The sequence below is a fragment of the Variovorax sp. F042 genome, assembly GCF_057814215.1.
The window spans coordinates 78,407-103,431 of the sequence record NZ_JBVASX010000019.1; the positions used below are offsets into that span (position 1 = coordinate 78,407).

The 25,025-nt window shown below is 68.0% G+C and carries 20 protein-coding genes; 10 read left to right on the forward strand and 10 right to left on the reverse strand.

The window, feature by feature from the left end; translation table 11 throughout:
* The first annotated feature begins 32 nt into the window (after positions 1–32).
* The gene (locus ACZYSP_RS33135; protein ID WP_093076240.1) at positions 33–500 is read left to right on the forward strand and encodes an Lrp/AsnC family transcriptional regulator; all 468 of its coding nucleotides are present in this window, start codon (positions 33–35) and stop codon (positions 498–500) included.
* A 121-nt stretch (positions 501–621) separates the two neighbouring features.
* On the opposite strand, the gene ACZYSP_RS33140 is transcribed toward ACZYSP_RS33135, so the two are convergent.
* Both ACZYSP_RS33140 and mltA read right to left on the reverse strand, forming a co-directional pair.
* Positions 622–2,862: a PhoX family protein gene (locus ACZYSP_RS33140; RefSeq protein ID WP_489018811.1), complete on the reverse strand. Its 2,241-nt coding sequence runs from the start codon at positions 2,860–2,862 to the stop codon at positions 622–624.
* Between the two features lie 149 nt (positions 2,863–3,011).
* Positions 3,012–4,160: a murein transglycosylase A gene (mltA, locus tag ACZYSP_RS33145; RefSeq protein WP_093055308.1), complete on the reverse strand. Its 1,149-nt coding sequence runs from the start codon at positions 4,158–4,160 to the stop codon at positions 3,012–3,014.
* Between mltA and ACZYSP_RS33150 the strand changes: the two genes are divergently transcribed.
* From ACZYSP_RS33150 to ACZYSP_RS33160, 3 genes are all read left to right on the forward strand, one after another.
* Positions 4,159–4,317, forward strand: coding sequence for a hypothetical protein (locus ACZYSP_RS33150; protein WP_489018813.1), 159 nt, complete (start codon positions 4,159–4,161; stop codon positions 4,315–4,317). The two genes, mltA and ACZYSP_RS33150, sit on opposite strands and share 2 nt — an antisense overlap.
* Before the next feature lie 196 nt (positions 4,318–4,513).
* Entirely contained in the window at positions 4,514–5,173 is a 660-nt protein-coding gene (locus tag ACZYSP_RS33155; protein ID WP_093174399.1) for a YiaD family glycine zipper/OmpA-like lipoprotein, read from the forward strand.
* 84 nt (positions 5,174–5,257) lie between these two features.
* Positions 5,258–5,821, forward strand: coding sequence for an OmpA family protein (locus ACZYSP_RS33160; RefSeq protein ID WP_093055304.1), 564 nt, complete (start codon positions 5,258–5,260; stop codon positions 5,819–5,821).
* A 4-nt stretch (positions 5,822–5,825) separates the two neighbouring features.
* On the opposite strand, the gene ACZYSP_RS33165 is transcribed toward ACZYSP_RS33160, so the two are convergent.
* From ACZYSP_RS33165 to ACZYSP_RS33180, 4 genes are read right to left on the reverse strand one after another with little or no spacing between them, the layout of a single operon-like run.
* Positions 5,826–6,452, reverse strand: a complete 627-nt coding sequence (locus ACZYSP_RS33165) for a response regulator transcription factor (RefSeq protein WP_093076246.1) — start codon at positions 6,450–6,452, stop codon at positions 5,826–5,828.
* 52 nt (positions 6,453–6,504) lie between these two features.
* On the reverse strand, positions 6,505–8,550 hold the full coding sequence (locus tag ACZYSP_RS33170) for an ATP-binding protein (RefSeq protein ID WP_489018816.1): 2,046 nt from the start codon (positions 8,548–8,550) through the stop codon (positions 6,505–6,507).
* A 2-nt stretch (positions 8,551–8,552) separates the two neighbouring features.
* On the reverse strand, positions 8,553–9,368 hold the full coding sequence (locus ACZYSP_RS33175; protein ID WP_426390856.1) for a carbon-nitrogen hydrolase family protein: 816 nt from the start codon (positions 9,366–9,368) through the stop codon (positions 8,553–8,555).
* Positions 9,365–13,540 carry a YhdP family protein gene (locus tag ACZYSP_RS33180; protein ID WP_489018819.1) on the reverse strand — a complete coding sequence of 1,392 codons (4,176 nt, stop codon included), beginning with the start codon at positions 13,538–13,540 and terminating at the stop codon, positions 9,365–9,367. Before ACZYSP_RS33180 ends, ACZYSP_RS33175 begins: the two co-directional genes overlap by 4 nt.
* Positions 13,541–13,565: 25 nt before the next feature.
* On the opposite strand from ACZYSP_RS33180, the gene glnE reads away from it, so the two are divergent.
* Together glnE and ACZYSP_RS33190 are read left to right on the forward strand one after the other, a co-directional pair.
* Positions 13,566–16,361, forward strand: coding sequence for a bifunctional [glutamate--ammonia ligase]-adenylyl-L-tyrosine phosphorylase/[glutamate--ammonia-ligase] adenylyltransferase (gene glnE / locus ACZYSP_RS33185; RefSeq protein ID WP_489018821.1), 2,796 nt, complete (start codon positions 13,566–13,568; stop codon positions 16,359–16,361).
* Positions 16,354–17,511, forward strand: a complete 1,158-nt coding sequence (locus tag ACZYSP_RS33190) for a septal ring lytic transglycosylase RlpA family protein (RefSeq protein ID WP_354336627.1) — start codon at positions 16,354–16,356, stop codon at positions 17,509–17,511. The genes glnE and ACZYSP_RS33190 overlap by 8 nt, the downstream gene beginning before the upstream one ends.
* Positions 17,512–17,517: 6 nt before the next feature.
* Here ACZYSP_RS33190 and ACZYSP_RS33195 read toward each other — a convergent pair whose 3' ends face one another.
* From ACZYSP_RS33195 to ACZYSP_RS33205, 3 genes are all read right to left on the reverse strand, one after another.
* On the reverse strand, positions 17,518–17,979 hold the full coding sequence (locus ACZYSP_RS33195) for a carboxymuconolactone decarboxylase family protein (protein ID WP_093055290.1): 462 nt from the start codon (positions 17,977–17,979) through the stop codon (positions 17,518–17,520).
* An 86-nt stretch (positions 17,980–18,065) separates the two neighbouring features.
* Positions 18,066–18,947, reverse strand: coding sequence for an RNA polymerase sigma-70 factor (locus tag ACZYSP_RS33200; RefSeq protein ID WP_489018824.1), 882 nt, complete (start codon positions 18,945–18,947; stop codon positions 18,066–18,068).
* Positions 18,948–19,027: 80 nt separating this feature from the next.
* Positions 19,028–19,885: a ferritin family protein gene (locus ACZYSP_RS33205; RefSeq protein ID WP_093055286.1), complete on the reverse strand. Its 858-nt coding sequence runs from the start codon at positions 19,883–19,885 to the stop codon at positions 19,028–19,030.
* Positions 19,886–20,014: 129 nt separating this feature from the next.
* On the opposite strand from ACZYSP_RS33205, the gene ACZYSP_RS33210 reads away from it, so the two are divergent.
* The 4 genes from ACZYSP_RS33210 to ACZYSP_RS33225 all read left to right on the forward strand — a co-directional run bounded on the left by ACZYSP_RS33210 (position 20,015) and on the right by ACZYSP_RS33225 (position 24,280).
* Positions 20,015–20,629 carry a glutathione peroxidase gene (locus ACZYSP_RS33210; RefSeq protein WP_093055284.1) on the forward strand — a complete coding sequence of 205 codons (615 nt, stop codon included), beginning with the start codon at positions 20,015–20,017 and terminating at the stop codon, positions 20,627–20,629.
* 293 nt (positions 20,630–20,922) lie between these two features.
* A complete protein-coding gene (locus ACZYSP_RS33215; protein WP_489018827.1) occupies positions 20,923–22,272 on the forward strand; it encodes an NAD(P)/FAD-dependent oxidoreductase in 1,350 nt (449 codons plus the stop codon).
* A complete protein-coding gene (locus ACZYSP_RS33220; protein ID WP_489018829.1) occupies positions 22,269–23,069 on the forward strand; it encodes a DUF1365 domain-containing protein in 801 nt (266 codons plus the stop codon). Before ACZYSP_RS33215 ends, ACZYSP_RS33220 begins: the two co-directional genes overlap by 4 nt.
* Positions 23,066–24,280, forward strand: coding sequence for an SAM-dependent methyltransferase (locus tag ACZYSP_RS33225; protein ID WP_093055277.1), 1,215 nt, complete (start codon positions 23,066–23,068; stop codon positions 24,278–24,280). The genes ACZYSP_RS33220 and ACZYSP_RS33225 overlap by 4 nt, the downstream gene beginning before the upstream one ends.
* A gap of 44 nt (positions 24,281–24,324) precedes the next feature.
* Here ACZYSP_RS33225 and ACZYSP_RS33230 read toward each other — a convergent pair whose 3' ends face one another.
* Complete coding sequence (locus tag ACZYSP_RS33230) at positions 24,325–24,936, reverse strand: glutathione S-transferase N-terminal domain-containing protein (RefSeq protein WP_093174417.1); 612 nt, start codon at positions 24,934–24,936, stop codon at positions 24,325–24,327.
* Between the last annotated feature and the right edge of the window lie 89 nt (positions 24,937–25,025).

The window sequence follows — 25,025 nt, forward strand, 5'->3', positions numbered from 1 at the left end:
AATTCCGCCATTTCTTGAATTCAAAGCATTTCATGCAACTCGACGCCATCGACCTGCGCATTCTGGATGAGTTGCAGCGCGACGGTGCGCTGTCGAACGTGGAGCTGGCGCGGCGCGTGCACCTGTCGCCGTCGCCCTGCCTGGCGCGCGTGAAGGTGCTCGAAGCGAATGGCGTGATCGACCGCTATGTGGCGCTCGTCAGCGCGAAGGCATTGGGCCTGGGGCTCAACGTGTTCATCTCGATCAGCCTCACGACGCAGAGCAAGCAATCGCTCGCCGACTTCGAGCAACGCATCGCCGAGCACGACGAGGTGATGGAGTGCTACCTGATGACGGGCGACAGCGACTACCTGATCCGCATCGCGGTGGCCGACATGGCGGCGCTGGAAAAATTCATCCTGGAACAGCTCACGCCGATTCCGGGAATCGAGAAGATCCGCTCGAGCTTTGCGCTCAAGCAAGTGCGATACAAAACGGCGCTGCCGTTGCCGAGGGAGTAGGTACTCCCCCAGGCTTCGCGCACTTCGTGTCGCTTCGCCCACCCCCTCGCCGGGGGCAACACCGGTGGCCCGGCAAAGCCGGTTCCACGGTGTTCCCCGGAGGGGCCTAGGGACTCAACGCTCAGAGGCCGATCAGGCCGCCGTCGTCCTTCGTGATGACCACGGTCGCCGAGCGAGGACGGGCGGTGCCGCCCTGCGGCCAGTGGCTGAGGAACTTCGTCGGATCGCTGATGTTGGCCTTGGCCGTGTTCTCGCCCGGGTGCTGGATGTTCACGAACAGCGCACGGCCGTCGCCCGATTCGGCGATGCCGGTGATTTCGCAATCAACCGGGCCAACGAGGAAGCGGCGCAGGCCGTCGGTGCCCGGGGCCTTGCCGACGAAGGTGGCCTGCGTGGCGGTGGTGCCGCCATCGACGTTGGTGATGGTCTTCGCGGCACCATCGCCGACCTTGCCCGGCAGGGCGCCGAGCAGCATGCAGTTGGTCACGTCGGTGTACTTGCCGTCGTCGGTCTCGATCCACAGCAGGCCGGGCGCGGCCTGGCTGAACCACATGCCGTCAGGGCTGGAGAAGTCGTTGTCAGCTCCAAGGGCGGACAGGTTCACGTCGGCCGACGCGGTCGAGCGCGCGCCGAACAGGTACACGTCCCACTTGAAGGTGACTGCAGCGGGGTCGCCACCGGCATCCGCGAAACGGATGATGTGGCCGTTCGGGTTGCCCTTCTGATCGACGCCGTTCTTCGGGTCGTTGTACGAACGCGGGTTGGCCGCGTCGGTGCCAGTGACCGGACGTGCCGAGTTGTTGGTGAGGGTGAGGTACACCTCGCCGTTCTTCGGGTTGACGGCCGTCCATTCCGGGCGGTCCATCTTCGTGGCGCCAGCCGCATCGGCTGCGTGGCGTACGTTGATCACGACATCGGCCGCATCGGCGAATGCATAGCCGGTGTAGCTCGAGGTGATGTTGTTGACACCGAGCTTCAGTTCGAGCCAGTCGCCCGTGCCGTCGGCCTTGAATTTGGCGACGTAGAGCTTGCCGTCGTCCATGTACTTGTCGCCGGCCGCAATGCCGCCGCCGATGTCGGCCGCGTCCCAGTTCTTGGTGGACACGAACTTGTAGAGGTACTCGTTCTGCGAGTCGTCGCCCATGTACCAGACCAGCGGCTTGCCGACCACGACCGGGCCGAGGCATGCGCCTTCGTGGCCGAAGCGGCCGAGCGCGGTGCGCTTCTTCGGCGTGCTGGCGGGGGTGAACGGATCGATCTCGACCACCCAGCCGTATGTGTTGGAGCCGTTGCGGTAGTCGTCGACGGCTGTCGCGCCGATGACTTCGGTATTCCAACGGCCATACAGGTTGTCGGCAGTGTCGGGCGTGACGGTGGCCCAGAGCTCGCGGCCGGCGCTGGCCACGCCATAGCGGGTGAAGCTTGCGATTTCCTTCGCGGTGCGCTGGGGGTCGTCGTTGGCCTTGATGCGGCGGAAGTAGCCGGCCCAGTTCTCTTCGCAGGTCAGGTACGTGCCCCACGGCGTGGTGCCGTTGGCGCAGTTGTTGAGCGTGCCGCGGGTCTTGCTGCCGTCGGTCGAGTACTTGGTCTTCAGGTAGTCGGTCTTGGCGGCCGGGCCCGAGAAGGTCATCTCGGTCAGCGTGTGGACGCGACGATTGAAAGTCGAGTCCTGCTTGTAGCTCCAGGTGCTGCCGCTCTTGTTGACCTCGATCGCGCTCACGCCGTGCAGGTAAAACTCGCGCAGCACTTCGTCGGCGACGGTACGCACGGCGGCATTGCCGGTGCCGGTGATGGTCTGGCCGGCGGGGTGCAGGAACAGCGGCGTGATGGCCTCGTGGTTCATCACGAGCATGCCGCGCGAGGCGTTGGCGGCATCCCACTTGTTCGAGGCATTCATGCCGAAGAAGGTCATGCCGTCGTGGTGGTCGCCGGCGCGGCGGTCGTAGGTGGTGGCGTCGTCGGTGCCGTCGTTCTTGTAGGCAGCGACGCCCGAGGCGATCGGGTCGCCCAGGCGGTACAGCACGCTGGCGGTGTAGCCGGCAGGCACGGTCACGACGTCGGCGAGGCTCTTTGCGACGGCATTGAAGCCGAGCTTCATCGGAGCGGGGGAAGGAGCGGGAGCCGGCGCAGGGGGGGCGGGTGCGGGGGCCGGGGGCAGGACCGGGAAGCTGGTGCCACCGCCGCCACCACCGCCGCATGCCTGGAGCAGCGCGGTACCGGCAGTGCCGACGCCCAGGCCGAACAGATGGCGGCGGCTCAGGCGCGAGGCGATCAGGTCGGTGAACGAGGGGTTCGACGTGGGGTTGGTGCCGATGTCGTCGAGGTCGACCGAGGGATCGTCGGTGCGGGTATTTGCGGTCATGCGCAATGTCTTTCTTCGTGGGTTGGGGGAGAAACCAGCCCGCGAAGTTAGGCACTTCGTATGACGACTCCGTGAATTGCTCAGGTTCCAGTCAGGTTGAATCAGGCTGTTTTCAGCACCTCTTCATCAACCCTTCAGGCCCGCGCGGCTCAGGGCGCGGGCAGTTGCCGCGGCCACAGCGCCCACAGGCGCAGCGGCTGGTTCATGCTCGCCGCAAGCCTGCCCGCATCGGCACCGGTGCCCGCGAAGTAGTCGGCGCGCACGGCGCCGAGGATGGCGCTGCCGGTGTCCTGCGCCACCACCAGTTTCTGCAGCTGCGCCGCCGGCCCGTTGGACGCAAGCCACACCGGGGTGCCGTACGGGATGCTCTCGCGGTCGACCGCGATGGAGCGGCCGGCCGTGAGCGGCACGCCCTGGGCGCCGCGCGGGCCGAAGGCGGCGTCGACCTCGCTCATCGTCTCTTCGCGGAAGAACACGTAGCGCGGGTTGCTCCACATCAGCTGCGTCACGCGCTGCGGGTTCTGCGCTGCCCAGGCTTTTGTGTCGTCGGGCCACTTGCCGACCTTGCTCACGCCCTGGCTCATCAGCCATTGCTGCACGCTGCGGTAGGGCTGCTCGTTGGTGGCCGAGAAGGCCACGCGCACGGTGTGCTGGTAGCCGTTGGCCTCGGTGATGCGCAGGCGCCCGGAGCCCTGGATGTGCAGCATCAGCGCGTCGATGGGGTCGGCCATCCATGCGATCTCGCGGCCGCGCAGGGCAGCCTGGGCTTCGGGCAGGGTTTCGATCTCCTGGCGCGTGTACCAGGGACGGCGCGGCACCAGGCCGTCGGGGGCCTGGTAGATCGGCACGTTGAAGGTGGCGGTGGGCACGCGCGAGGCTTCATATACCGGCTCGTAGTAGCTGGTGAGCTTGCCTTCGGTCTGGCCATTGAGCGCCTCGATGCGATAGGGCTGCAGCCGGTCGGTCATCCACTGGCGCTGCTCTTCGGGGGTGGCGATGGTCAGCTGGCGCACGTCGCGGCACAGCGGCGCGAAGGCGGCGTTGGGGCGCGAGCAATTCGCCAGCAGCGCGATCCAGGCCTCGTGCAGCGGGTCTTCGCCGAACCCGGGCAGCTCGCCCCACCCGACCGGCACCCAGCGGCTCTTGGGGTGCGCGAGCGAGCCGGTGAGCGGGCCGAGGTCTCGCGGCTGGGTGGCGGGGGGGCGGGTGGGGGCCTCGGGCGCGCGCGGGCCGGTGGAACAGGCGGCGAGCGTTGCTACGATCACAAGCCCGACCAGCCACTGGAGTCCATTTCTCATGGGTTTGATTCTGCTTGAAGCCCTCGCCGCGGGACTCGTGTTCATCTTGATCATCTGGTGGACCATGTTTTCCGGCCGCAACAAGGGTGAATTGCATGACGACGAGCCTGAAGCAGGCCGCGACGCCACCGATCGAAACCCGCCGCCGGAAACGTGAATTGCTTGTGCAGTCCCGCGCCGCGCCGCCATGTCGGACAACTACCCCATCGCTATTACTTTAGTAGCAATCATCGTAGCATTCATGCGCTATGGCGAAACTTTTCTTATTTTCTGTGGGGCTTTGAGCCCGTACCATCGCGTACGCCCGGAAGCTAAGCTGTGGCCCGCCTGATTCAACCTAGAAAGGGATCGCCATGAAAAAGTTTGTACTCGCCACCACTGCCACAGCGCTCATCCTGTCCGGCTGCGCCGGCGGCATGACCGACACGCAGCGCAACACCGGCATCGGCGCCGGTATCGGCGCGCTCGGCGGCGCCGCCATCGGCTCGGCCACGGGCGGCAACCGCGGCGCCATCGGTACGGGTGCGGTGCTCGGCGCGGCAGCCGGCGCGCTCGGCGGCTACCTGTGGTCGCAGCGCATGGAAAACCAGAAGCGCCAGATGGAAGCCGCCACGCAGGGCACCGGCGTCGCCGTGACGCAGACGCCGAACAACGAGCTGAAGCTGCAGATCCCGAGCGACGTGTCCTTCGACGTGGGCCGCGCCAACATCAAGTCGAACTTCGCGCCGGTGCTCGACCAGTTCGCGAACGGCCTGCGCAACAACCCGAACGCCGAGGTGCGCATCATCGGCCACACCGACAGCACCGGCTCCGACGCCATCAACAACCCGTTGTCGGTCGAGCGTGCCACCAGCACCCGCGACTACCTCGTGGCGCGCGGCGTGAACGCGGCGGCCTTCCGCATCGAGGGCCGCGGCTCGCACGAACCGATTGCCGACAACAACAGCGATGCCGGCCGTGCGCAGAACCGCCGAGTCGAAATCTACGTGGGCGAGCGTGCGCCGCAGGGCTGAGCGTTCACCACCCCGGGAAACCGGCCGCGCTGAAAGGCCGGTTCCCACCACTACCGTTCCATTGGTCCATAGAGAGGGAAATTCATGAGGAAGTTTGTTGTTGCTAGTGCGGCTGCGGCCGCTTTGCTTTTTATTGCGGGCTGCGCTTCGCAGTCGCCGCCGCCGGCAGCCGCCGCTCCGGCTGCTGCACCGGCTGCGCCAGCCAACAGCTGGACGGCCCGCCTGGCCGCACTGAAGACCGACCTGGAAGCCTCGACCAAGGGCACGGGCGCGGTGATCGAACAGACCGCCGACAACCAGCTGCACGTGGTGATCCCGAACGAGCTGTCGTTCGACACCGGCCGCGCCAACGTCAAGCGCAACCTGGCTCAGGTACTCGACAAGGTCGCCGACGGCCTGAAGAACGCCACCGCCGCCAGCGTGCGCGTGGTCGGCCACACCGACAACACGGGCAGCGAAGAAGGCAACGAACGCCTCTCGGTGAGCCGCGCTGACAGCGTGCGCAATCACCTGGTGGGCCGAGGCGTGTCGACCACGGCCATCACCACCGACGGCCGCGGCTCGCGCGAGCCTCTGGCCGACAACGGCACGGCAGCAGGCCGCGCCCAGAACCGCCGCGTCGAAATCTTCGTCGCGGAAAAGGTCTGATCTTCTAGAGATCCCGAAGTCGGTTGGCCAATTCGACGGCCGACTTCACTTCCATCTTGTCGAACACGCGCGCGCGGTGCACTTCCACCGTGCGCACGCTGATCGCAAGCTGGTCGGCGATGAGCTTGTTGGGCAGGCCCTCGACCACCAGCCGCATCACGTCGCGCTCGCGGTCGGTCAGCTCGCCGATGCGCTCGGCCAGCCCGCGCCGCACGCGCTGCACTTCCAGCGCCTGAAGCGACGCATTCAACGCATGCTCGATGCGGTCGACCAGCGCGTTGTCCGAGAACGGCTTCTCGCAGAAATCGAAAGCACCGCGCTTGACCGCGTCGACGGCCGTCGGCACGTCGGCGTGGCCCGTCAGGAAGATCACCGGCATCGAGGGCAGCAGGCCGCGCTCGGCCAGCCGGTCGAACAGCACCAGTCCGCTGGTGCCGGGCATGCGCACGTCGAGCAGCAGGCACAGCGGCTGCTCGGGCAGCGGGCCCTGGTCGAGAAACTGCTCGAAGGCCTCGGCACTTGCGAAGTGCTCGCTGGCCAGGCGCCGCGAGCGCAGCAGCCAGGCCAGCGCCTCGCGCACGCTGGCGTCGTCGTCCACGATAAAGATCAAGCCATCGATCAGCGGTTGCATGCGGTGAGATCCAGCAGAAGTTTGTTTGATTGATTGATTGATTGAAACGCCGTCAGCCCGCGGCCGGCAGCGTGAATCTGAACACGGTGCCGCGCGGCTTGTTCGGCTCGAACACCAGCGCCCCGCCATGTTGCTCCACCACCGTGCGGCACAGGCTGAGGCCGAGCCCCATGCCATCGGCGCGCGTGGTGAAAAAGGGCGTGAAGAGCCGCTCGGCAACTTCCTCGCTGATGCCGCTGCCCAGGTCGGCCACCGAGAACTCGAGCCAGCGCCGCCCGTCTTCCTGCACCGCGGCGCCCACCGCGTTGGCGCGCGCCACGCGCAGCCGCAGCACGCGGCTGCCGACATTGTCGGGGCCGTCCATGGCCTGCATCGCATTGCGCGCGAGGTTCAGCAGCACCTGCTCGACCAGCGTGCGGTCGCACATGGCCGCGGGCAGGCGGTCTTCCAGCACCACCTCGATGATCACGCCGAGCTTGCGCGCCTGCAGCCGCACCAGCGGCAGCACCGCGTCGATCAGCGCCTGCGGCGCCACGGCCTCGCGCGTGCGGTCACGCCGGCGCACGAAGTCGTGCACGCTGCGAATGACCTGGCCCGCGCGGTCGGCCTGCTCGGCAATGCGCCTCACCGCCATCGCCACCTCTCCCTGGTCGCCCTTGGCATGCGGCCCGAGCAGGTTGAGCGAACCACTCGCGTAGCTGGCGATGGCGGCCAGCGGCTGCGTGAGCTCGTGGCTCAGCAGCGAGGCCATCTCGCCCACCGTTGCAAGCCGCGCGCTCGCCTGCAGCCGCTCCTGGCTCGCGCGCGAAAGCTCCTCGATGCGGCGCTGCTCGCTCACATCGATGAACGCGCTCATCCAGCCGGTCTGCACCTTGTGCGCGTTGATCAGCGGCGCCTCGAAGATCAGCACCGGAAAGCGCGTGCCGTCCTTGCGCATGAAGACCGACTCGAAGCCTTCGCGCGGCGGCATGCCGCCCGCAAGGCGCCGCGCCTGCCGCTGCTGGTATTCGTGCGCCAGCTCGGTGGGCCAGTAGGGCGCATCGGCGTTGTCGGCCATGAGCTCCTCGGGGCTGAAGCCGACCATCTCGCAGAAGGCCGGGTTCACGTAGGTGATGCGGCCCTGCAAATCTCGCGCACGCAGGCCGGTGATGACCGAGTCTTCCATCGCCTTGCGGAAGGCGAGCGCGTCGGCCAGGTCGCGCTCGGCGCGCAGGCGGCGGCGCGTGTCGCGCGCGAGCAGCACCAGCACCGACACCAGCGCGATGGAGATCGCCGTGACCAGCGCCGTGAGCATGTTCGGGAACAGGTCGGGTGCGGCGCGCCAGCCGTCGACGCGCAGCATCAGCGCGGTGCCCGGCAGGTCGATGAGCTGCTGCGAGGTGAACACGCGCGTGCCGGTGCGCCGCGAGGTGCCGAGCGCCACCAGCCGCGTGCCGTCGGCCTCGGTGAAGGCCACTTCCTGGCCGCGCGTGAGCGTGGGGCCGACCAGTTCGATCAGCGCGTCGCGCAGCGAGTAGCTGGCCACGAGATAGCCCCCGGCATCGATGGGCACGCACAGCTCCATCACTTCGATGCCGCCGCCGCCGGCAATCGGCACGTAGTGGCTCGGCGAATAGGCCGGCGCGCCGAGCTTGCGCGCGGCGGCGCAGGCCAGCGTCACGTCGGACTGCTCGGCCCCGCGGCTCTCCTCGTCGAGGATGCGCATGCGATAGGGCGTGTTGACGGCCTGCTGCGGGCGCAGCGCGGCGTCGCGCCATTCGAGCCGCAGCCATTCGCGATGCTCGCGCAGCAGCGCGGCCGCAACCTCGGACCATTGCGCGCGGTCGACGCCCGGAGCCTGCGTGGCGCGCAGGCTCTGCGCATTGCGCTGGAAGCCGCTGCGCAGGTCGGAGACGGCGTCGGCGGTGTCGCGGTCGAGCGCCGCCTGCACCTGCTCGACCTCATGCCGCCCCGCGAGCCACACCACCGTGACCAGCAGCACCGACACCAGCACCGCCAGCAGCAGCCACAAGAACCAGCGCTGCCACAGCGAGCGCAGCCGCGCGTACGCCAGCAGCGCCCACCGCTGCGGTGCGACGGTCAGCCGCGCATCGGACATTGCTAGAGAACGCAGTGCGAGAGCACGGGCAATTGCGTTCGCGTGCGCTCGACCTGTGCGGCATCGATGTCGAACAGCACCACGCCCTCTTCGCTGGCCTGCTGCGCCACCACCGTGCCCCAGGGGTCGATCACCAGCGACTGGCCCCAGGTGTGACGGCCGTTCTCGTGCGTGCCACCCTGCGCGGGCGCGACCACCCAGGCCAGGTTCTCGATGGCGCGGGCGCGCAGCAGCACCTCCCAGTGCGCGGCGCCGGTGGTGCGCGTGAAGGCGCTGGGCACCAGCAGCAGGTCGGCGCCCTGTTTGGCGAGCGCGCGGTACAGCTCGGGAAAGCGCAGGTCGTAGCACACGCTCATGCCCACGCGCCAGCTGTGGCCGTCTCGCGAGGGCAGGTCGAACACCACGGGCTCCTTGCCCGGCGCGATGACGCGGCGCTCGTCGTAGCGCTCGGTGCCGTTGTCGAAGAAAAAGAGATGGATCTTGTCGTAGCGCGCCACGCACCGGCCTTCGGGCGAGAAAGCCAGCGAGCTGTTGAACACGTGCTCGGCATCGGTGCTCTCGATGGGCAGCGTGCCGCCGACGATCCACAGGCCGAACTCGCGCGCCGCGTCGGCCAGGAAGCCCTGCACCGCGCCCGCGCCGGCGGTCTCGCGCAGGCCGAGCTTGTCGGTGTCTCGCGCGCCCATCATGCAGAAGTACTCGGGCAGCACGGCCAGCTCGGCGCCCGCAGCTGCGGCCTGTGCAAGCAGACCGTGCGCACGCGCCAGATTGGCTTCGCGGGCGATGGCCGACACCATCTGGATGGCTGCGACTTTCATTGCGTGATCTCCGTTTTCTTGCCTTCGTCTGCTGTCGACGAGCCCGGCAGGCCGGGGATGTTCGGAATGCTCTGTGGCAACAGCTGCAGGGTGCGCGGCACCTTCGCTATTTTGGGGTCGGCCCAGGTGCCCTCGACGTGGAACTCCTGCGTGGCCGCCGCCGCGAGCGGCTTGCTCAGCACCCATTGGGCCAGGAATGTGCCCAGGCCGATGGCGGGGTTGATGGCGGTGGCCACGAGCGCGGCCGTGCCGGCATTGATCTCGGGCACCACCACCACGCGCAGGTTCTGCGTCTCGCGCACGATGTCGGCCGAGCCGTCCATCAGCGCGGCGGCGTTGACGCCCTTCATCTGCAGGTTGTTGGTGCTGGCGATGCCCTTGTTGATCTTCGCGTCGCCGCGGATGAAGTCGAAGGCGAAGCCCTGGCTGAAGACGTCGCGGAAGTCGAGCGTGAGCCGCCTCGGCAGCGCCTGCAGGCTCAGCACGCCGAGCAGCTTGGCCAGGCCCGGGTCGGCCTTGAGGAACTGGCCTTGCTCCACGTCGACCTGCAGTTGCCCGCCCAGGCTCGGGTAGTCGAGCGAGAACGGCGAGCCGCGCCAGTTGACGTCGCCTTCGAGCCGCCCGCGGCCGCGCGCAAGCACGCCCGGCATGCCGAAGCGCGTGAGCAGTTCGCCGGCATCGGCGATGTCGAGCTTGAAGGTCATGGCGGTGCGGCGCTGGCCGGCCGCGGCGCCGGGCACCGCGGCCCAGCTGCCCTTGGCCGCGAAGCTGGCCTCGGGCATGGTGAAGACCAGCTTGTTGAGCGCCCATTCGCGACCCGCGCCGCCGCGGTTGACGGCGTCGATCTCGGCGCGGCCGAGGCGCTTGCCGAGCAGCTCGAAGTCGTCGATCACGATGTCCAGGGCCGGCAGGGTTCCGGGCTGCTCGTCGAGCAGGGCCTCGACCTGCGTGGCCTCGGCCGGCGCGATCTTCAGCCGCGCAAGCCGCGCGTAGAGGCGCCCGGCCTGCGTGTGGCGGTATTCGGCGTAGCCGCTGAGTTCGGTGGCGTCGATGTTGGCGCGCCAGACGGTGCCCTCGCGCGTGCCGCCGAGCACCACGTTGTGCAGCGTGCGGCCCGCAATGCCGAGCTGCTGCGCGCGCACCGCGATGCGTGTTGGCAGGTAGGCCTGCGACGGATCGTCGGCCCGCTCCGCGGCCTCGGTGCCGGTGCTGGCGGCGTCGCCGATCAGCGCCTGCCATGCGGCCATGTCGAGCTTGGCGACGTTGACGTTCGCAAACACGCCCTTGTCGGGCAGGCTGGCCGTCTCGCCCTGCGCAAGGCCGACGCCGATGCTGCCGCGCAGCACGCGCGCCTCGTTGCCGACGAGATCGCGCACGTACTGGATGGCGCCGACGCGGCCGAGGTCGAGCGAGAGCTGGTCCTGCGTGGCAACGCTCGTGCCCTGGCGGGTTTCGCGCGCGAGCACCTTCTTCTCGATGCGCAGCGGCATCTGCTCTTCGGCGGTCTTCACGAGCGGCGGCGGCAGTTGCAGCGCCAGGCCCTGCAGGCTGCTGGTGAGCGAGAACTCGGGTGTGCCGTCGCGCACCGAGAAGGTGGCCGCGTAGGGCGTGCTGCCGGTCGAGTTCTTCGCGAGGCGGGCGAGCCAGTCGATCTCGCGCGCGCCGCGCAGGCCCTCGGCGGTGGCCGTGCCCTGTGCCTTCAGGGCGACTTCGCGGTTGGGGCCGCTGAAGCGGCCCTTGCCCTCGACACGGATGTCACCGCCCAGCAGCCTGGCCTGCACGCCGGCCAGCGAGAAGCCTGTTTCAGTGAAGCTGACGGTGCCCTTGGCCTGCGTGAACGAAGGCGCCTCGGGCACGACCTGCAGTTCGTTGTCGGCCAGCACGACCGAGGCCTGCACCTTGGCGTTCTCCATGGCCGCAAGGGGCAGCTCGAGGTGCAGCTTGTAGTCGGCCGAGCCGGTGGCGCGCGCGGTGCGCATGATCTCGCCGGTTTCTCCGGCCAGCGGCGCGCCCGCTCGCAGAACCTCGCCGAGCGGGCCCTTGGCCTGTACATCGACGCGCAGCACTTGCGCGTGGTGCGACAGCTCGGGGATCTGCGCTTCGCCCTTGGTCACCTCCACGCCGGTGGCGCCGACCAGGCGACCGCGCGCGTTGCGCACCAGCATGCCGTCGCGCTCGAACACCAGCTCACCCGAAAGGCCGGTGAGCGGCGGCCACACCGGGGCGGGCACGCCGTTGCGCGACGGCGCTGCGACGGACGGCGGCGCGTAGGCGTAGTTGACGTCCGCAACCTTGGCCGCGATGCGGAAGTCGCCCTGCTTCGGGTCCTTGAACGGCATGTCGTGCAGGTCGCCGCGCACGCGGAAGTCGACGCTGCTGGCAACGCCCTTGGTGACGGCTTCGCGCACGTAGTCGCGCGTGTGCTGGGGAATGTCGAGCGGCAGGTAGCGGAACACGCGCGTGCCGTCGGCGCGGGTCAGCTTGCCCTGCAGGTCGAGCACGCCGGGAAAGCGGGCCTTGCTGCTCGAGGTGGCCGGGTCGCTGGTGCGCCAGCTGGCCTGGGCGTCGCCCTCGGCGTCGGCGTTGGCGAAGCTCAGCTTCGACATCTGCAGCTGCGCGTTGCCGTTGTCGAGCTTCCATTGCAGTTGCGTCGAGAGCCGGTCGATGGGAATGACCGGCTCCTCGAACACGCCCGGGAATTCGAGCGTGCCCTTTGCAATGGCGAGCGTGGCGGTGCCGCCGGTGTGGGTGGCGTCGAAGTCGATCGTGGCGCCGCTCAGGCCGGGGGTGCCCGCATGGACCCTGGGCGGGGTGGCCGCAGCGGTGGTCGCCGACGGTGCCGAGGCCGCCGCCGCGGGCGGGCCCGCCGCCTCATCCGCCGCGCCGGGCTGCGAGGCAATGCGCAGGCCGCTGACGCGGCCCTTGGCCTGGTAGCGGCTGGGCGCGCCCAGCGAGCCCTGCCAGTTCAGGTCGACGTGCTCGACGAGGCCGCGCGGCGCGTAGGCGTCGAGCACGCGGTGCGTGGCGTCGCCCAGGGGCAGCCGGTCGGCGATGAGGGCGAGCGCGGCCAGGTCGAGGCGGTCGGCGCGCAGCGCGCCGTGCTCGGGCGTGCGGCCCCTGTTCGGCGTGTGCTGCAGCCACAGGTTGCCGCCGGGCCAGCGCAGGCCGTCGCTGGTGTCGAACTGCAGCGCAGTGGTCGAGAACTCGAGCGTTTCCTCGGAGAGCCGCCCCGCGAGACGACCGGTGACGGCGTTCAGCACCAGCGGCGGCAGGCCCTTGTCGAGAGAGACGTCGACCTTGTCGAGCCCCAGGTCGACCGCGCCGCCGACGACCTGGCCGTCGTCGACGTCGGCCCACAGGCGCAGCGCGCCGTTGCCCTGGCGAATGCGGGCGTCGAGCGAGACGTACTGGCCGAGCCGCGTGACGTCGATGTAGGGCAGGTCGGCATAGAGCTGGCCGTCCCAGGTCTGCCAGTGGCCGCTGCGCATCGACAGCAGCGGCTGGCGGAACTGGCCGCGAAGGGTGAAGCGCTGGCCCCAGCCGGCCGGCGGCGTGGCGTCGAGCCGCAGGCCATGGCGCCGGGCGCTGTTGCGCGCAACGAAGCGCACGTCGGTCAGCAGCAGGGGTTCGGCCTGGCGCTGTTCGTCGGTCCAGCGCACGGTGCCGCCTTCGATGACCAGCTCGCGCTGAGCGAAAAACCAGTCGGCACCGCGGGTCTCTCCGGTCGTATCGGTCGCCATGTGCAATCCAGCCACATGGAGTTTTCCCTGAGTGTCACGGCGCACGTCGAGCTCCGGGCCCTCTACGTAGAGCTGCTCGAAGTTGAGCCGCCAGAGCGAGCGCGGCGACACGCTGGCCACCACGCGCACGAGGCGCAGCGCCTCTCGCTTGTCTGCATCCTGCAGCACCACGTCGCGCAGTTCGAAGGCCGGGAAAAGCCCTTCGGAGCGGGCGGTGATCGATCCGATGCGTACCGGCACGCCGATGGCCTTGCTAGCCTGTGCCTCCAGTGCGCCGCGAAAATCGCCGATTCGCGGCACAATCCACGCGTGTAGGACAACGACTGACAGCGCCAGCAGAAGCCATGCAGCGATCAACAGACCCAGCAGCCAGCGCGCCGTCACAGCGGTGATTTTGAGCAGACGTGAAGGGGTAGACGCCGTGTCGTTCATTGAGGATCGCGCTGTGTCGGGAATTATGACCGCCAGCATTCAGAGGGGTTCCACGGAAACCAGCATCAGTGTGAACCAGTTGCCAGCCACTTCAACGCGCAGCGCGCTCTCTTCTTACTCACGCTTCGTGCAGCGCCTGCGTCGCAGGTATGCGGCCGAGCTTTCATTGCTTCCCCCTGGTGCGCCGCGGCGCGAGTCGATGACGGTGGCTTACGAGGCATTGCGCCAACGTGGGGACAGCGTTGGCGATGCACTGCGAATTGTGCGGCAGCTTGTGATGGAGCGGCTTGTAACGCTTGATTGCGACGAGCAGGCGCCGCTGGCCGTGGTGACCACCGCCGTCACCGAGCTGGCCGAACTGGCACTCGATATTGCGTGCCAGGACGCATGCCACGAACTCGACGCAGTGCACGGCGCCCCGCTCGGGCCCGAGGGCCAGCGCGCGCAGCTGTGGATCGTCGGCATGGGCAAGCTCGGCGCGCGCGAGCTCAACGTGTCGAGCGACATCGACCTGATCTACCTTTACGACGTGGACGGCGAGACCAGGGGCGACGCCGACGGGCGCGGCCGGCTGGCCAACCAGGAGTACTTTGCGCGCGCCGTGAAGCGCATCTATGCGCTGGTGGGCGACACCACCGAGCACGGCTTCGTGTTCCGCGTCGACCTGGCTCTGCGGCCCAACGGCAACTCGGGCCCGAGCGTGGTCTCGCTCGATGCGCTTGAAGAGTATTTCCAGGTGCAGGGCCGCGAATGGGAGCGCTTTGCCTGGATGAAGAGCCGGGTGGTGGCTCCGCGCGACATCGTGCTCGCGGGCCAGGCCCAGGGATTGCGCGGCGCGGTGCTCCCTTTTGTGTTCCGTCGCTATCTCGACTACAGCGTGTTCGATTCGCTGCGCGTGCTGCACCGGCAGATCCGCGAGCAGTCGGCGCGCCGCAGCGCCGGGCGGCCCGAGCGCGCGAACGACGTGAAGCTGTCGCGCGGCGGCATCCGCGAGATCGAGTTCACCGTGCAGCTGCTGCAGGTGGTTCGCGGGGGCCAGTTTCCCGAGCTGCGCACGCGGCCCACGCTCGATGCGCTGCAGCGCCTGGCGCGCGCCAACCTCATGCCGCAGGAAACGGCCGATGCTCTGGCCGCGGCCTATGATTTTTTGCGCCGCGTGGAGCACCGTATTCAATACCTCGACGACCAGCAGACCCATGTGCTGCCAGTGTCCGACGACGACCTGCGCTGGATCGCCCAGACCCTGGGCTATCCCGAGTGCTGCCCCTTCCTCGCGCAGCTCGACACGCACCGCGAGTTCGTCGCGCAGGAGTTCGACAAGCTGCTCGGCGGCGAGAAGCCCTGCAACGGCAAGTGCAGCGGCAAGAAGACCGCCGCGCCCGCCGATCTGGCCGACCTGCTCGACGACCTGCCCCCGGTGTTCGCCGAGCGCATCCGCGACTGGTGCGAACAGCCCCGCGTGCTGGCCCTGCGCGAAGAAACACGCGGGCGGCTGCGCCAGCTGGTGCAGCGCACCGGCCAGTGGCTCAAGGAGCCCGACGGCGATGGCGCCGGGCAGACGCCGCGCCACGTCGATGCCGCGATGCGCTGGGCCGACTGGATCGAGCCGCTGATGCGCCGCGAGAGCTATCTCGCGCTGCTGGTCGAACGACCGGCCGTGCAGGAACGCCTGCTGCGCCTGCTGGGCGCGGCCAAGTGGCCGGCACGCTACCTGATGCAGCACCCGGGCGTGATCGACGAACTGGCGAGCGACGAAATGCTGTCGGGCCGCTTCGTCGCCGCCGAGTTCGAGCGCGAGCTCGAGGCGCGCCACGCATCGCTCACCCGCACCGGGGAAGCCGACGAGGAGCGCCTGCTGAACCTGCTGCGCCACGCGCACCACGCCGAGGTGTTCCGCACTCTGGCACGCGACGTGGACGGCCGCATCACCGTCGAGCAGGTGGCCGACGACCTGAGCGCGCTGGCCGACACCACGCTGCGCGTGACCGCCCGCTGGTGCTGGCCGCACGTGCGCAACCGGCACCGCGAGGTGCCGCAGTTCGCGATCATCGGCTACGGCAAGTTGGGAGGAAAAGAGTTGGGCTACGGCAGCGACCTCGACATCGTGTTCGTCTACGACGATGACGACGAGCGCGCTGGCGAGGTCTATGCGGCCTACGTGCGCAAGCTCATCAACTGGCTCACGGTGAAGACGCGCGAGGGCGACCTGTTCGAGATCGACACCGCCCTGCGGCCCAACGGCAACTCGGGCCTGCTTACCACCAGCTTCGAGGCCTACGAGAAATACCAGCTCGGCCGCGGCAGCAACACCGCGTGGACCTGGGAGCACCAGGCCATGACGCGCGCGCGCTTCGTGCTCGGCAGCGAAGACCACGGCGCCGAACTGGGCGCACGTTTCGACCAGGTGCGCGAGGCCGTGCTCGTGTCGCCGCGCGACCGCGAGGCGCTGAAGGCCGAGATCATCGCCATGCGTGAGAAGCTGCGCGGCGCGCGGCCGGTGAAGACCGATCGCTTCGACGTGAAGCACAGCCCTGGCGGCATGGTCGATGCCGAGTTCGCGGTGCAGTTTCTGGTGCTGTCGTCGTCGGGCGAGCATCCCGAGCTGATTCCGAACGTGGGCAACATCGCGCTGCTGCTGCGCGCCGAACTGGCGGGGCTGCTGCCCGAAGGCGTGGGCCGCAGCGCGGCGCGGGCTTATCGCGAGCTGCGCCGTGTGCAGCATCGCGCGCGCCTCAACGAAGAACCGACGCAAGTCACCCCGCCCGCCCTGGCCCCTGAGCGCGAGGCCATGCTGGCGCTGTGGAAGGCGGTATTTGGCTGACGGCGCTCGCTCCTCCGCCGCCACCGCGCTGGCTGCGTGCGCGGTGGCTGTCGCCGTCCTTCTGGCCGGTTGCGCGAGCGGTCCGCGCAGCGGGAGCGGCGTAGCCAGCGGCCGCGACGGGCCGGGCACCAACATTCCGCCGGACCTCGCCAACGTGCCCGATGCCGAACCCCGCATCGAGCCCATCCGCACCAGCGGCGGCACCAGCAAGCCGTACACAGTGCTGGGTCGCGGCTATGCGCCGCTCACCGACGATCGGCCGTTCCGCGAGTCGGGACTGGCCTCTTGGTACGGTCGCAAGTTCCACGCGGCGTCGACCTCCAGCGGCGAGCCCTACGACATGTACGCCATGACGGCCGCGCACAAGACGCTGCCGCTGCCGAGCTATGTGCGCGTGCGCAACCCGGCCAACGGGCGCGAGGTGATCGTGCGCGTGAACGACCGCGGCCCGTTCGTGGACGGCCGCGTCATCGACCTGAGCTACACGGCCGCGCTCAAGCTCGACCTGCTGCGCGGCGTCGCGCCGGTGGAGATCGAGCGGATCACGAACGAGGACATCCGCACGGGCGCATGGCGGCGGGATTCGGGGACGGCGTATGCGGCGGCTGAAGCGCCTGCTCCCGTACGCGCAGCGCCGGTGCGTGTGGCGAGCGCGCAGCAGGTGCGGGTGCCGGCCGAATGGGTGGCGCCAGTCGCGACGGTGAATGACGACATGCCACCACCGGCATCGACGATGCCCGTCACGCCGCAGACGCCGATGGCCGCGGCGCTGCCGCCGGGGGCTGAGCCGGAATCGGCACAGTCGCCGCCTTCCATTCCGCCGACCCGGCAGGCCATCGTGGTGAGCGACCTGGCCCCGTTGCAGGCGGCGCCTGCGTCACAGCCACCTGCCGGCGCTGCACAGCCTTTGGCACTGCCGGGCTTCTGGGTGCAACTCGGCGCCTTTCGCGAACGCGACGGTGCACAGAGCCTGCTGAACCAGGCCGCGCGCGGGCTGCCTTCGCTGGCGCCGCAGCTGCATGTGTTCAGCGAAGCCGGCACGCACCGGCTGCAGGCCGGGCCTTTTGCCTCGCGCAATGCGGCCGGCGAAGCGGTCGCGCAGTTGCGCGAGAGCCTGCGCATCTCGCCGATGGTGGTGGAGCGCAGGTAAGCCCGTTCAGGCCAGCGGCTTGACTGCGACCGGCACGCGCATACCGACGTTGAGGCGGTTCCAGGTGTTGATCTGCGCGATTGCCACGGTGAGTTCTGCAATTTCCACGTCGCTGAAATTGGCCTTCAGCGCGGCGAATTCTGCTTCGCGTTCGTCATGGTCGTCGGCCAGGCGCGTGAGCGATTCGGCCCAGGCCAGCGCAGCGCGTTCGCGCTCGTTGAAGAAGCTCACCTCGCGCCAGGTGGGCAGGCTGTTGATGCGCTGCCACTCCTCGCCCTGCTTGCGCAGGTCGCGCACGTGCATGTCGAGGCAGTAGGCGCAACCGTTGATCTGCGAGACGCGGGCGAAGACGAAGTCGACCAGGGTCTTGCCGAGCGTGCTCGACTCGATGGTGGTGTTGACGGCGAGGATGGCCTCGAAGGACTTCGGGACGAGCTTGAACCAGTTCAGGCGTGCGGTGGTGTTCATGGGTTTCTCCAGGTGGGTTGCGATGAAATCTGCTTGCTACCTACTGAAGACGGGCGAGCCATGCGCCCTGTGACACGCCGCGCGAACTATTTCGAAGAAAAAAGCTGTGCGATGCGCGCCAGCTTGTCGGGGTTGCGCTGCGCGCGGATGCGCACGATGCGGTCGTTCTCGATTTCGAAGGTCTGGGCCGATTCGAGTTCGCCGTCGAGAAAACGCAGCATGCCCGGCTCGCCGTTGATGTCGACCATTTCCATGCGCACCGCCGGCCCCATGCGGCGCCACAGCGAGTAGTACAGCTGCGCCAGGCGCTGGCTGCCGCGCAGGATCTTGCTGAAGGTCTGCACCTTGCCTCCGCCGTCGCCGATGAGTTCGACGTCCTCGGCCATCAACGCCTTCAGGTCATGCAGGCTGCCGCGCGCGGCGGCGTCGGCAAAGGCGCGCAACAGGCGCTCGTGGGTTTCGCGCGGCACGGTGAAGCGCGGGCGCCCTTCCTGCACCTGGACCTTGGCGCGGTGCACGAGCTGGCGGCAGGCGGCCTCGCTCTTGCCGAGGGTGCGGGCGACTTCTTCGTAGTCGGCATCGAACACCTCGCGCAGCAGGAAGGCGGCGCGGGCTTCGGGGGCGAGGCGCTCCAGCACGGCGAGGAAGGCAACGGAGATGTTGTCGGCGCGCTCCAGCAGTTGCTCGGGCGTGTCGGGCGCCTCGGTCAGCATGGGCTCGGGCATCCAGGCGCCGATGTAATGCTCGCGCTGGACCTTGGCGGCGCGCAGCCGGTCGATCGACAGGCGCGTGACCACGGTCACGAGCCAGGCTTCGGCGCTGTCGAAGGTGTCCTTGGCGGCTTCATGCCAACGCAGCCAGGCGTCCTGCACGACCTCTTCGGCCTCGGCCAGGGAGCCGAGCATGCGGTAGGCGATGCCCTGCAGGCGAGGGCGGTGGCGGTCGAAGGTGAGGGTGGCGTCGTCCATGGGAGCTAGACGGCTGGCGTCCCCGGTTTGTGACACGGGTCCTTCAAGAAAGAACGCCCCGGCGTGCGGGGCGTTTTTCTTTATGCGCCCTGGTATTCGGGCTTGGGGCCCAGGGTGGCCGCCAGTTCCTTGCGGTAGCGGTTCAGTTCCTGGACCGTCTTGAAGCTGCGGTTCATCAGCAGGCTCAGGTTGTGCAGGATGCGCTCGCCAACCTTGGTTTCCCAGACGGCATCGAACTTGATCTGCTTGTCGAGCCAGTGCTCGAGCCAGTCCGGATCGGGCATGCGGCTCTGGATGGTGTCGCGCGGGAAGTGCGCCTTGCTGACGTGCAGGTTGGTCGGGTGCAGGGCCTGCGCCGTACGCCGCGCGCTGGCCATCAGGACGCCGACCTTGGTGAACGCGGCACGGGCCTCGTCGCCGAACTTTTCCATCGCGCGCTTCATGTAGCGCAGGTAGGCGCCGCCGTGGCGGGCTTCGTCCTGGCTCAGCGTGGTGTAGATGTGCTTGATGACCGGCTCGGTGTGCCACTGGGCGGCACGGCGGTACCAGTGGTTGAGGCGGATTTCGCCGCAGAAATGCAGCATGAGGGTTTCGAGCGGTGGGGCCGGGTCGAAGTCGAAGCGCACTTCGTGCAGCTCTTCTTCGGTGGGGGCGTGCTTGGGGCTGAAGCGCTTCAGGTACTCCATGAGCACCAGCGAGTGCTTCTGCTCTTCGAAGAACCAGATCGACATGAAAGCGGAAAAATCGCTATCGTGGCGGTTGTCGCGCAGGAACATCTCGGTGGCCGGCAACGCCGCCCACTCGGTGATGGCATTCATCTTGATGGTTTGCGCCTGCTCTTCCGACAGCAAGGAAGCGTCGAACGACTGCCAGGGAATGTCCTTGTCCATGTCCCAGCGGACGGATTCGAGTTGTCTGAAGAGTTCCGGATAGAGCATCAATGTCTTTCTATGGCCGCCGATTTTAGTCGGCCAGTTTGGCGCGACCATGACAGACGCGCGATGATGCGAATACGTGCGCCGTTGCGGCACGGATGCACACCCCCCTTTTTGACCCAGGAGCCCGCCATGCGAACCCTCTTCCGATTGTCGACGCTCTGGCGCTGCGCCCCCGCGATTTCCCTCGTGGCGAGCCTCTTTTCGACCCTTCCCGCCCACGCCCAGACGGCGTCCGCCGCGCCCGCTCCGGCAGAGGCCGCAGGATGCCCGGCAATCCTGCAACACACCTTCCCGCGGCTGCAGGATGAAAAACCCCAGTCTTTGTGCCAGTACTCCGGCAAGGTGGTTCTGGTAGTCAATACGGCCAGCTTCTGCGGATTCACTCCGCAATACAAGGGGCTGGAGTCGCTGGACATGAAATACCGCTCGCGCGGGCTCGTGGTGCTGGGTTTCCCGTCCAACGATTTCTCCCAGGAATCGGGCTCCAACAAGGAAATTGCCGACTTCTGCGAAAGCACCTTCGGCGTGAAATTCCCGATGTTCGCCAAGTCGTCGGTGCGCGGCACCGAGGCGAATCCGCTGTTCAAGCAGCTCGCGCAGGCCTCCGGCACCACGCCGAAGTGGAACTTCTACAAGTATCTGATCGGGCGCGACGGCAAGGTCGTGCAGGCGTGGTCGAGCATGACGGCGCCCGATGAAAACGGCTTTGTGAACGTCATCGAGAAGCAACTCGGGTCAAATTGAGACTGAGCAGTTCACAAGAAAACGAATCGGTAATATTATTTACCGATGCGTCTAAATCATCGTGAACTCGGCGTCACAAACGTTTACCAAACGCGCGGGAACCGTGCCGCGGATGTCGCGCTCCTAACTTGGGTGGGCAGTGATTGCCCAGCAGTTTTCATGTTGCGAGGTCTTCCGGGCGCCTGCCGTCTGGTCGAAATCCCGAGGCGATTCTTCTCCTCCTCCCTCCCTCCCTCCTTCGCGTCGGGGCGCCTCGCAGCATTTTTGTCTTCCAGCCGGGCTGGGGTTTCGCGATGACGCGGCCCCCTCGCATCGCCGTCATCGGCGCCGGCATCTCAGGATTGGCCGCAGCGCATTCGCTGCGCGACGCGGCCACCGTCACCCTCTTCGAAGCCAGTGACTACTTCGGTGGTCACGCCCATACGGCAACGATCGAGCTTCCACGCTCCTCCGCCGACACCACCCGGGTCGCCCATGGCGTCGACACCGGTTTCCTGGTCTACAACGACCGCACCTACCCGAACCTGATCCGTCTTTTCGCCGAACTCGGCGTCGAGACGGCTGCGTCCGACATGTCGTTCTCGGTCCAGGCCGCGCGCGACAACAGCGGCGGCCGGCTGGAGTGGAGCGGCAACAGCCTCGGCACCGTGTTCGCGCAGCGGCGCAACCTGTTCGACCGCCGCTTCCTGGGAATGCTCGGCGACCTGCTGCGCTTCAACCGCCTGACCACGCGCATCGCCGAGGCCGGCACCGAGGGCGAAATGGCCCAGCCGCTGGGCGAATTCCTCGACGCCCACCGCTTCGGCACGGCGTTTCGCGAGTGGTATTTCCTGCCGATGATGGGCTGCATCTGGAGCTGCTCGACCACGCGGATGCTGAGGTTCCCGGTCGCGACCATGATCCGCTTCTGCCACAACCACGGCCTGATCCAGATCGCCAACCGGCCGCAGTGGCGCACCGTGCGCGGCGGCTCGCGCCACTACGTCGAGAAGATCGTCGCGGGCCTGCCCGACAAGCGCCTGAACACCCCCGTGCGCAGCATCACCCGCAGCGACGCCGGGGTGCTGGTGGCCACCGACGCAGGCGTCGAGCGCTTCGACCACGTCGTGCTGGCCACGCACTCCGACCAGTCGCTCGCCATGCTCGGCGACGCGAGCCCCGCCGAGGCCGCGGTGCTGGACGCGATCCGCTACCAGTCGAACCATGCCGTGCTGCACACCGACGCAACGGTGCTGCCGCAGTGCCGCGCGGCCTGGGCCGCCTGGAACTACGAGCGCGCCGACTACGAACGAGCCGGCGAGCGCGAATCGGGCCGCATCTGCCTGCACTACCTGCTGAACAAGCTGCAGCCGCTGCCCTGGGAACAACCGGTCGTCATTTCGTTGAATCCGGTGCGCGAAGTCCAGCGTAGTCAGGTCATGGCCGAATACGACTACGACCACCCGGTGCTTGACCTCGCCGCGATCCGCGCGCAGGCCGAGGTGCCCGCCCTGCAAGGCCAGCGCAACACCTGGTTCGCCGGCGCGTGGATGGGCTACGGCTTCCACGAAGACGGCCTCAAGGCCGGACTGGCGGTGGCCGAAGGACTGCGCGCACGGCTTTCCGCCGGCGAGAACCCGACGACGGCGAGGCTTGCAGCATGACACCCACGCAGACCATGCCGCTGATGGGCTTCGGCGAAGTCCGCCACACACGCCTGCGCCCGGCGCGCAACGCCTTCGTCTATCCGACCTACTTCCTGATGCTGCCGATGCGCGCCCTGCGCGAGCACGGCAGCAAAGCCGTGGCGCTCAACCGCGCGGCCGCCATCTCTTTTCACGACGTCGATCACGGCGACGGCCGACCGCCCGAGCAAGGCGGCGCGCTGGCCTGGCTCGACGACCTGCTGGCCGCCCACCAGATCCACGACGCCGGCGGAGAAGCCTGGCTGCACTGCTACCCGCGCGTGTTCGGCTACACCTTCAAGCCGGTGAGCTTCTGGTACTGCCACACGCCCGAAGGCGCGCTGCGGGCGATCGTGGTCGAGGTCAACAACACCTTCGGCGAGCGCCATTGCTACCTGCTGGACCGCCCGGTGTACGGCAAAGAACTCCAGGCGACGAAAGCCTTCCACGTCTCGCCTTTCTGCAGCGTCCATGGCAGCTACCGCTTCCGCTTCTTCGTCGATGCCGGCCGCGCACATACGGTGGTGCGCATCGACCACGACGACACCGACGGCCCGCTGCTGCAGACCAGCGTGAGCGGCGACCTCGGTCCCATGACCGCGGCCAGCGTGCGCCGTGCGCTGTGGCGCTACCCGGCCATGACCTTCGGGCTGATCGCGCGCATCCACTGGCAGGCTGCGAAGCTGTGGGTCAAGCGCGTGCCCTTGGTCGCCAGGCCGGCGCCGCCCACGCACTTCGTTTCACGCGACAACCAGCAGCAGCAGGTGAATCCATGACGTCCACAACAACCGCGTCCCGCTTCTCGCTGCCCCAGGGCGCGCCCGCCGCCGCGCGCACCGTACTCGGCCTGCTGCAGCGGCTGGCCCATGGCTCGCTCACCGTGCGCCTGCCCGACGACTCGGTGCGGCACTTCGGCGCCACGCCGGGCAGCGGCCCCACGGCGTCGCTCACGCTGCGCAACTGGAACGCCTGCAAGGCCGCGCTCAAGTCAGGCGACATCGGCTTTGCCGAGAGCTACATCTCCGGCGACTGGACCACGCCCAACCTGACCGAGCTGATCAAGGTGTTCATCGCCAACCGCCGCGCCATCGAGGACGTGGTGTACGGCAGCTGGCCCGGCCGCCTGCTGTACCGCGTGCGGCACCTCATGAACCGCAACAGCAAGGCGGGCAGCTCGCGCAACATCCACGCGCACTACGACCTGGGCAACGCGTTCTACAAACTCTGGCTCGACGAGACGATGAACTACTCGTCGGCCTGGTTCGATGGCGACCTGTCCAAGCCAATGCCCGAGGCGCAGCGCGCCAAGGTGCGCCGCGCGCTCGAACTGGCGGCCGTGCAACCCGGCGACCGCGTGCTCGAGATCGGCTGCGGCTGGGGCGCGCTGGCCGAGATGGCGGCGACGGACTTCGGCGCCTCGGTGACGGGCGTGACGCTGTCGACCGAGCAGCTCGCCTACGCCCGCGAGCGCACCGCCGGACTGGTCACCGACCTGCGCCTGCAGGACTACCGCGACATCGCCGACGCCCCCTTCGACGCGGTGTGCTCCATCGAAATGGTGGAAGCCGTGGGCCGCGCGTACTGGCCGACCTACTTCCAGAGCGTGAGCCGGCTGCTCAAGCCGGGCGGCCGCGCCTGCGTGCAGAGCATCGTGATCGACGATCTGCTGTTCGACCGCTACATCGACTCGACCGACTTCATCCAGCAGTACATCTTCCCGGGCGGCTGCCTGCCGTGCCCGCGCGAGTTCCGCCGCGAGGCCGAGGCCGCGGGGCTGGAGGTGGTGGACGAATTCGCCTTCGGCGCCGACTACGCCGAGACGCTGCGCCGCTGGCGCGAGAGCTTCCTCGGGCAGCGCGGCCGCATCCTGCAGCTGGGTTTCGACGAGCGCTTCATGCGTATCTGGGAGTTCTACCTGGCCTACTGCGAGGCCGCGTTCTCGCAGGCGAACATCGACGTGGTGCAGTACACGCTGCGCAAGCGCTGAAAAGAAAAAGGCGCCGCGTGGCGCCTTTCTTCAGAGCTCGTTTCTCAGGGCTTGGTGTCGATGAAGCTGGGCCGCAGCATCAGCTTGTCGAACAGCTTCGCGAGGTTGCCGTGGTCGCCGCGCCAGTCGATTTCGGGGAAGCGCAGGTCAAGCCAGCCCAGCGTGCAACCCACTGCGATGTCTGAAAGGCTCAGGTGGATGCCGCTGCAGAAGGGCTTGTCGCCCAGGCCCTTGGACATGGCGGCAACGCCGTCCTCGACCTTGGTGCGCTGGCGCTCGATCCAGGCCGCGCTGCGCTCGCCGTCGTTGCGGCCGGCCCAGGTGGCTTCCAGGCGCCAGAGCACGCCGGCGTCCATGACGCCATCGGCCAGCGCCTCCCAGGTCTTGACCTCGGCGCGCTCGCGGCCCTGCTGCGGAATCAGTTTGCCGACCGGCGACAGGGTGTCCAGGTATTCGACGATCACGCGGGAGTCGAACATCGCCTCGCCGCCTTCCATGATCAGGCAGGGAACCTTGCCGAGCGGGTTGGAATTGGAGATCGTGGTGTCGGCAGCCCAGACGTCTTCGATCACGAACTGGTAATCGAGCCGCTTTTCGGCCAGCACCACGCGCACCTTGCGCACATAAGGGCTGGCGGCGGATCCGATCAGTTTCATGAAGGCTCTCTCCCTAGCTTTAATGACGTTTGTTAATAGTCATTTTAGGTGAACGGGAAAACCAGAGCCCCAAATCGACCCCAATGTGT

Excerpts from the sequence above, each read along its gene's own strand:
- mltA (WP_093055308.1), bottom strand. The coding sequence starts at position 4,160 with ATGAGAAATGGACTCCAGTGGCTGGTCGGGCTTGTGATCGTAGCAACG.
- ACZYSP_RS33180 (WP_489018819.1), bottom strand. The coding sequence starts at position 13,540 with ATGAACGACACGGCGTCTACCCCTTCACGTCTGCTCAAAATCACCGCT.
- ACZYSP_RS33170 (WP_489018816.1), bottom strand. The coding sequence starts at position 8,550 with ATGTCCGATGCGCGGCTGACCGTCGCACCGCAGCGGTGGGCGCTGCTG.
- glnE (WP_489018821.1), top strand. The coding sequence starts at position 13,566 with ATGACCGCCAGCATTCAGAGGGGTTCCACGGAAACCAGCATCAGTGTG.
- ACZYSP_RS33140 (WP_489018811.1), bottom strand. The coding sequence starts at position 2,862 with ATGACCGCAAATACCCGCACCGACGATCCCTCGGTCGACCTCGACGAC.
- ACZYSP_RS33230 (WP_093174417.1), bottom strand. The coding sequence starts at position 24,936 with ATGAAACTGATCGGATCCGCCGCCAGCCCTTATGTGCGCAAGGTGCGC.
- ACZYSP_RS33205 (WP_093055286.1), bottom strand. The coding sequence starts at position 19,885 with ATGCTCTATCCGGAACTCTTCAGACAACTCGAATCCGTCCGCTGGGAC.
- ACZYSP_RS33135 (WP_093076240.1), top strand. The coding sequence starts at position 33 with ATGCAACTCGACGCCATCGACCTGCGCATTCTGGATGAGTTGCAGCGC.
- ACZYSP_RS33200 (WP_489018824.1), bottom strand. The coding sequence starts at position 18,947 with ATGGACGACGCCACCCTCACCTTCGACCGCCACCGCCCTCGCCTGCAG.
- ACZYSP_RS33175 (WP_426390856.1), bottom strand. The coding sequence starts at position 9,368 with ATGAAAGTCGCAGCCATCCAGATGGTGTCGGCCATCGCCCGCGAAGCC.
- ACZYSP_RS33215 (WP_489018827.1), top strand. The coding sequence starts at position 20,923 with ATGACGCGGCCCCCTCGCATCGCCGTCATCGGCGCCGGCATCTCAGGA.
- ACZYSP_RS33150 (WP_489018813.1), top strand. The coding sequence starts at position 4,159 with ATGGGTTTGATTCTGCTTGAAGCCCTCGCCGCGGGACTCGTGTTCATC.
- ACZYSP_RS33165 (WP_093076246.1), bottom strand. The coding sequence starts at position 6,452 with ATGCAACCGCTGATCGATGGCTTGATCTTTATCGTGGACGACGACGCC.
- ACZYSP_RS33160 (WP_093055304.1), top strand. The coding sequence starts at position 5,258 with ATGAGGAAGTTTGTTGTTGCTAGTGCGGCTGCGGCCGCTTTGCTTTTT.
- ACZYSP_RS33155 (WP_093174399.1), top strand. The coding sequence starts at position 4,514 with ATGAAAAAGTTTGTACTCGCCACCACTGCCACAGCGCTCATCCTGTCC.
- ACZYSP_RS33210 (WP_093055284.1), top strand. The coding sequence starts at position 20,015 with ATGCGAACCCTCTTCCGATTGTCGACGCTCTGGCGCTGCGCCCCCGCG.
- ACZYSP_RS33225 (WP_093055277.1), top strand. The coding sequence starts at position 23,066 with ATGACGTCCACAACAACCGCGTCCCGCTTCTCGCTGCCCCAGGGCGCG.
- ACZYSP_RS33220 (WP_489018829.1), top strand. The coding sequence starts at position 22,269 with ATGACACCCACGCAGACCATGCCGCTGATGGGCTTCGGCGAAGTCCGC.
- ACZYSP_RS33195 (WP_093055290.1), bottom strand. The coding sequence starts at position 17,979 with ATGAACACCACCGCACGCCTGAACTGGTTCAAGCTCGTCCCGAAGTCC.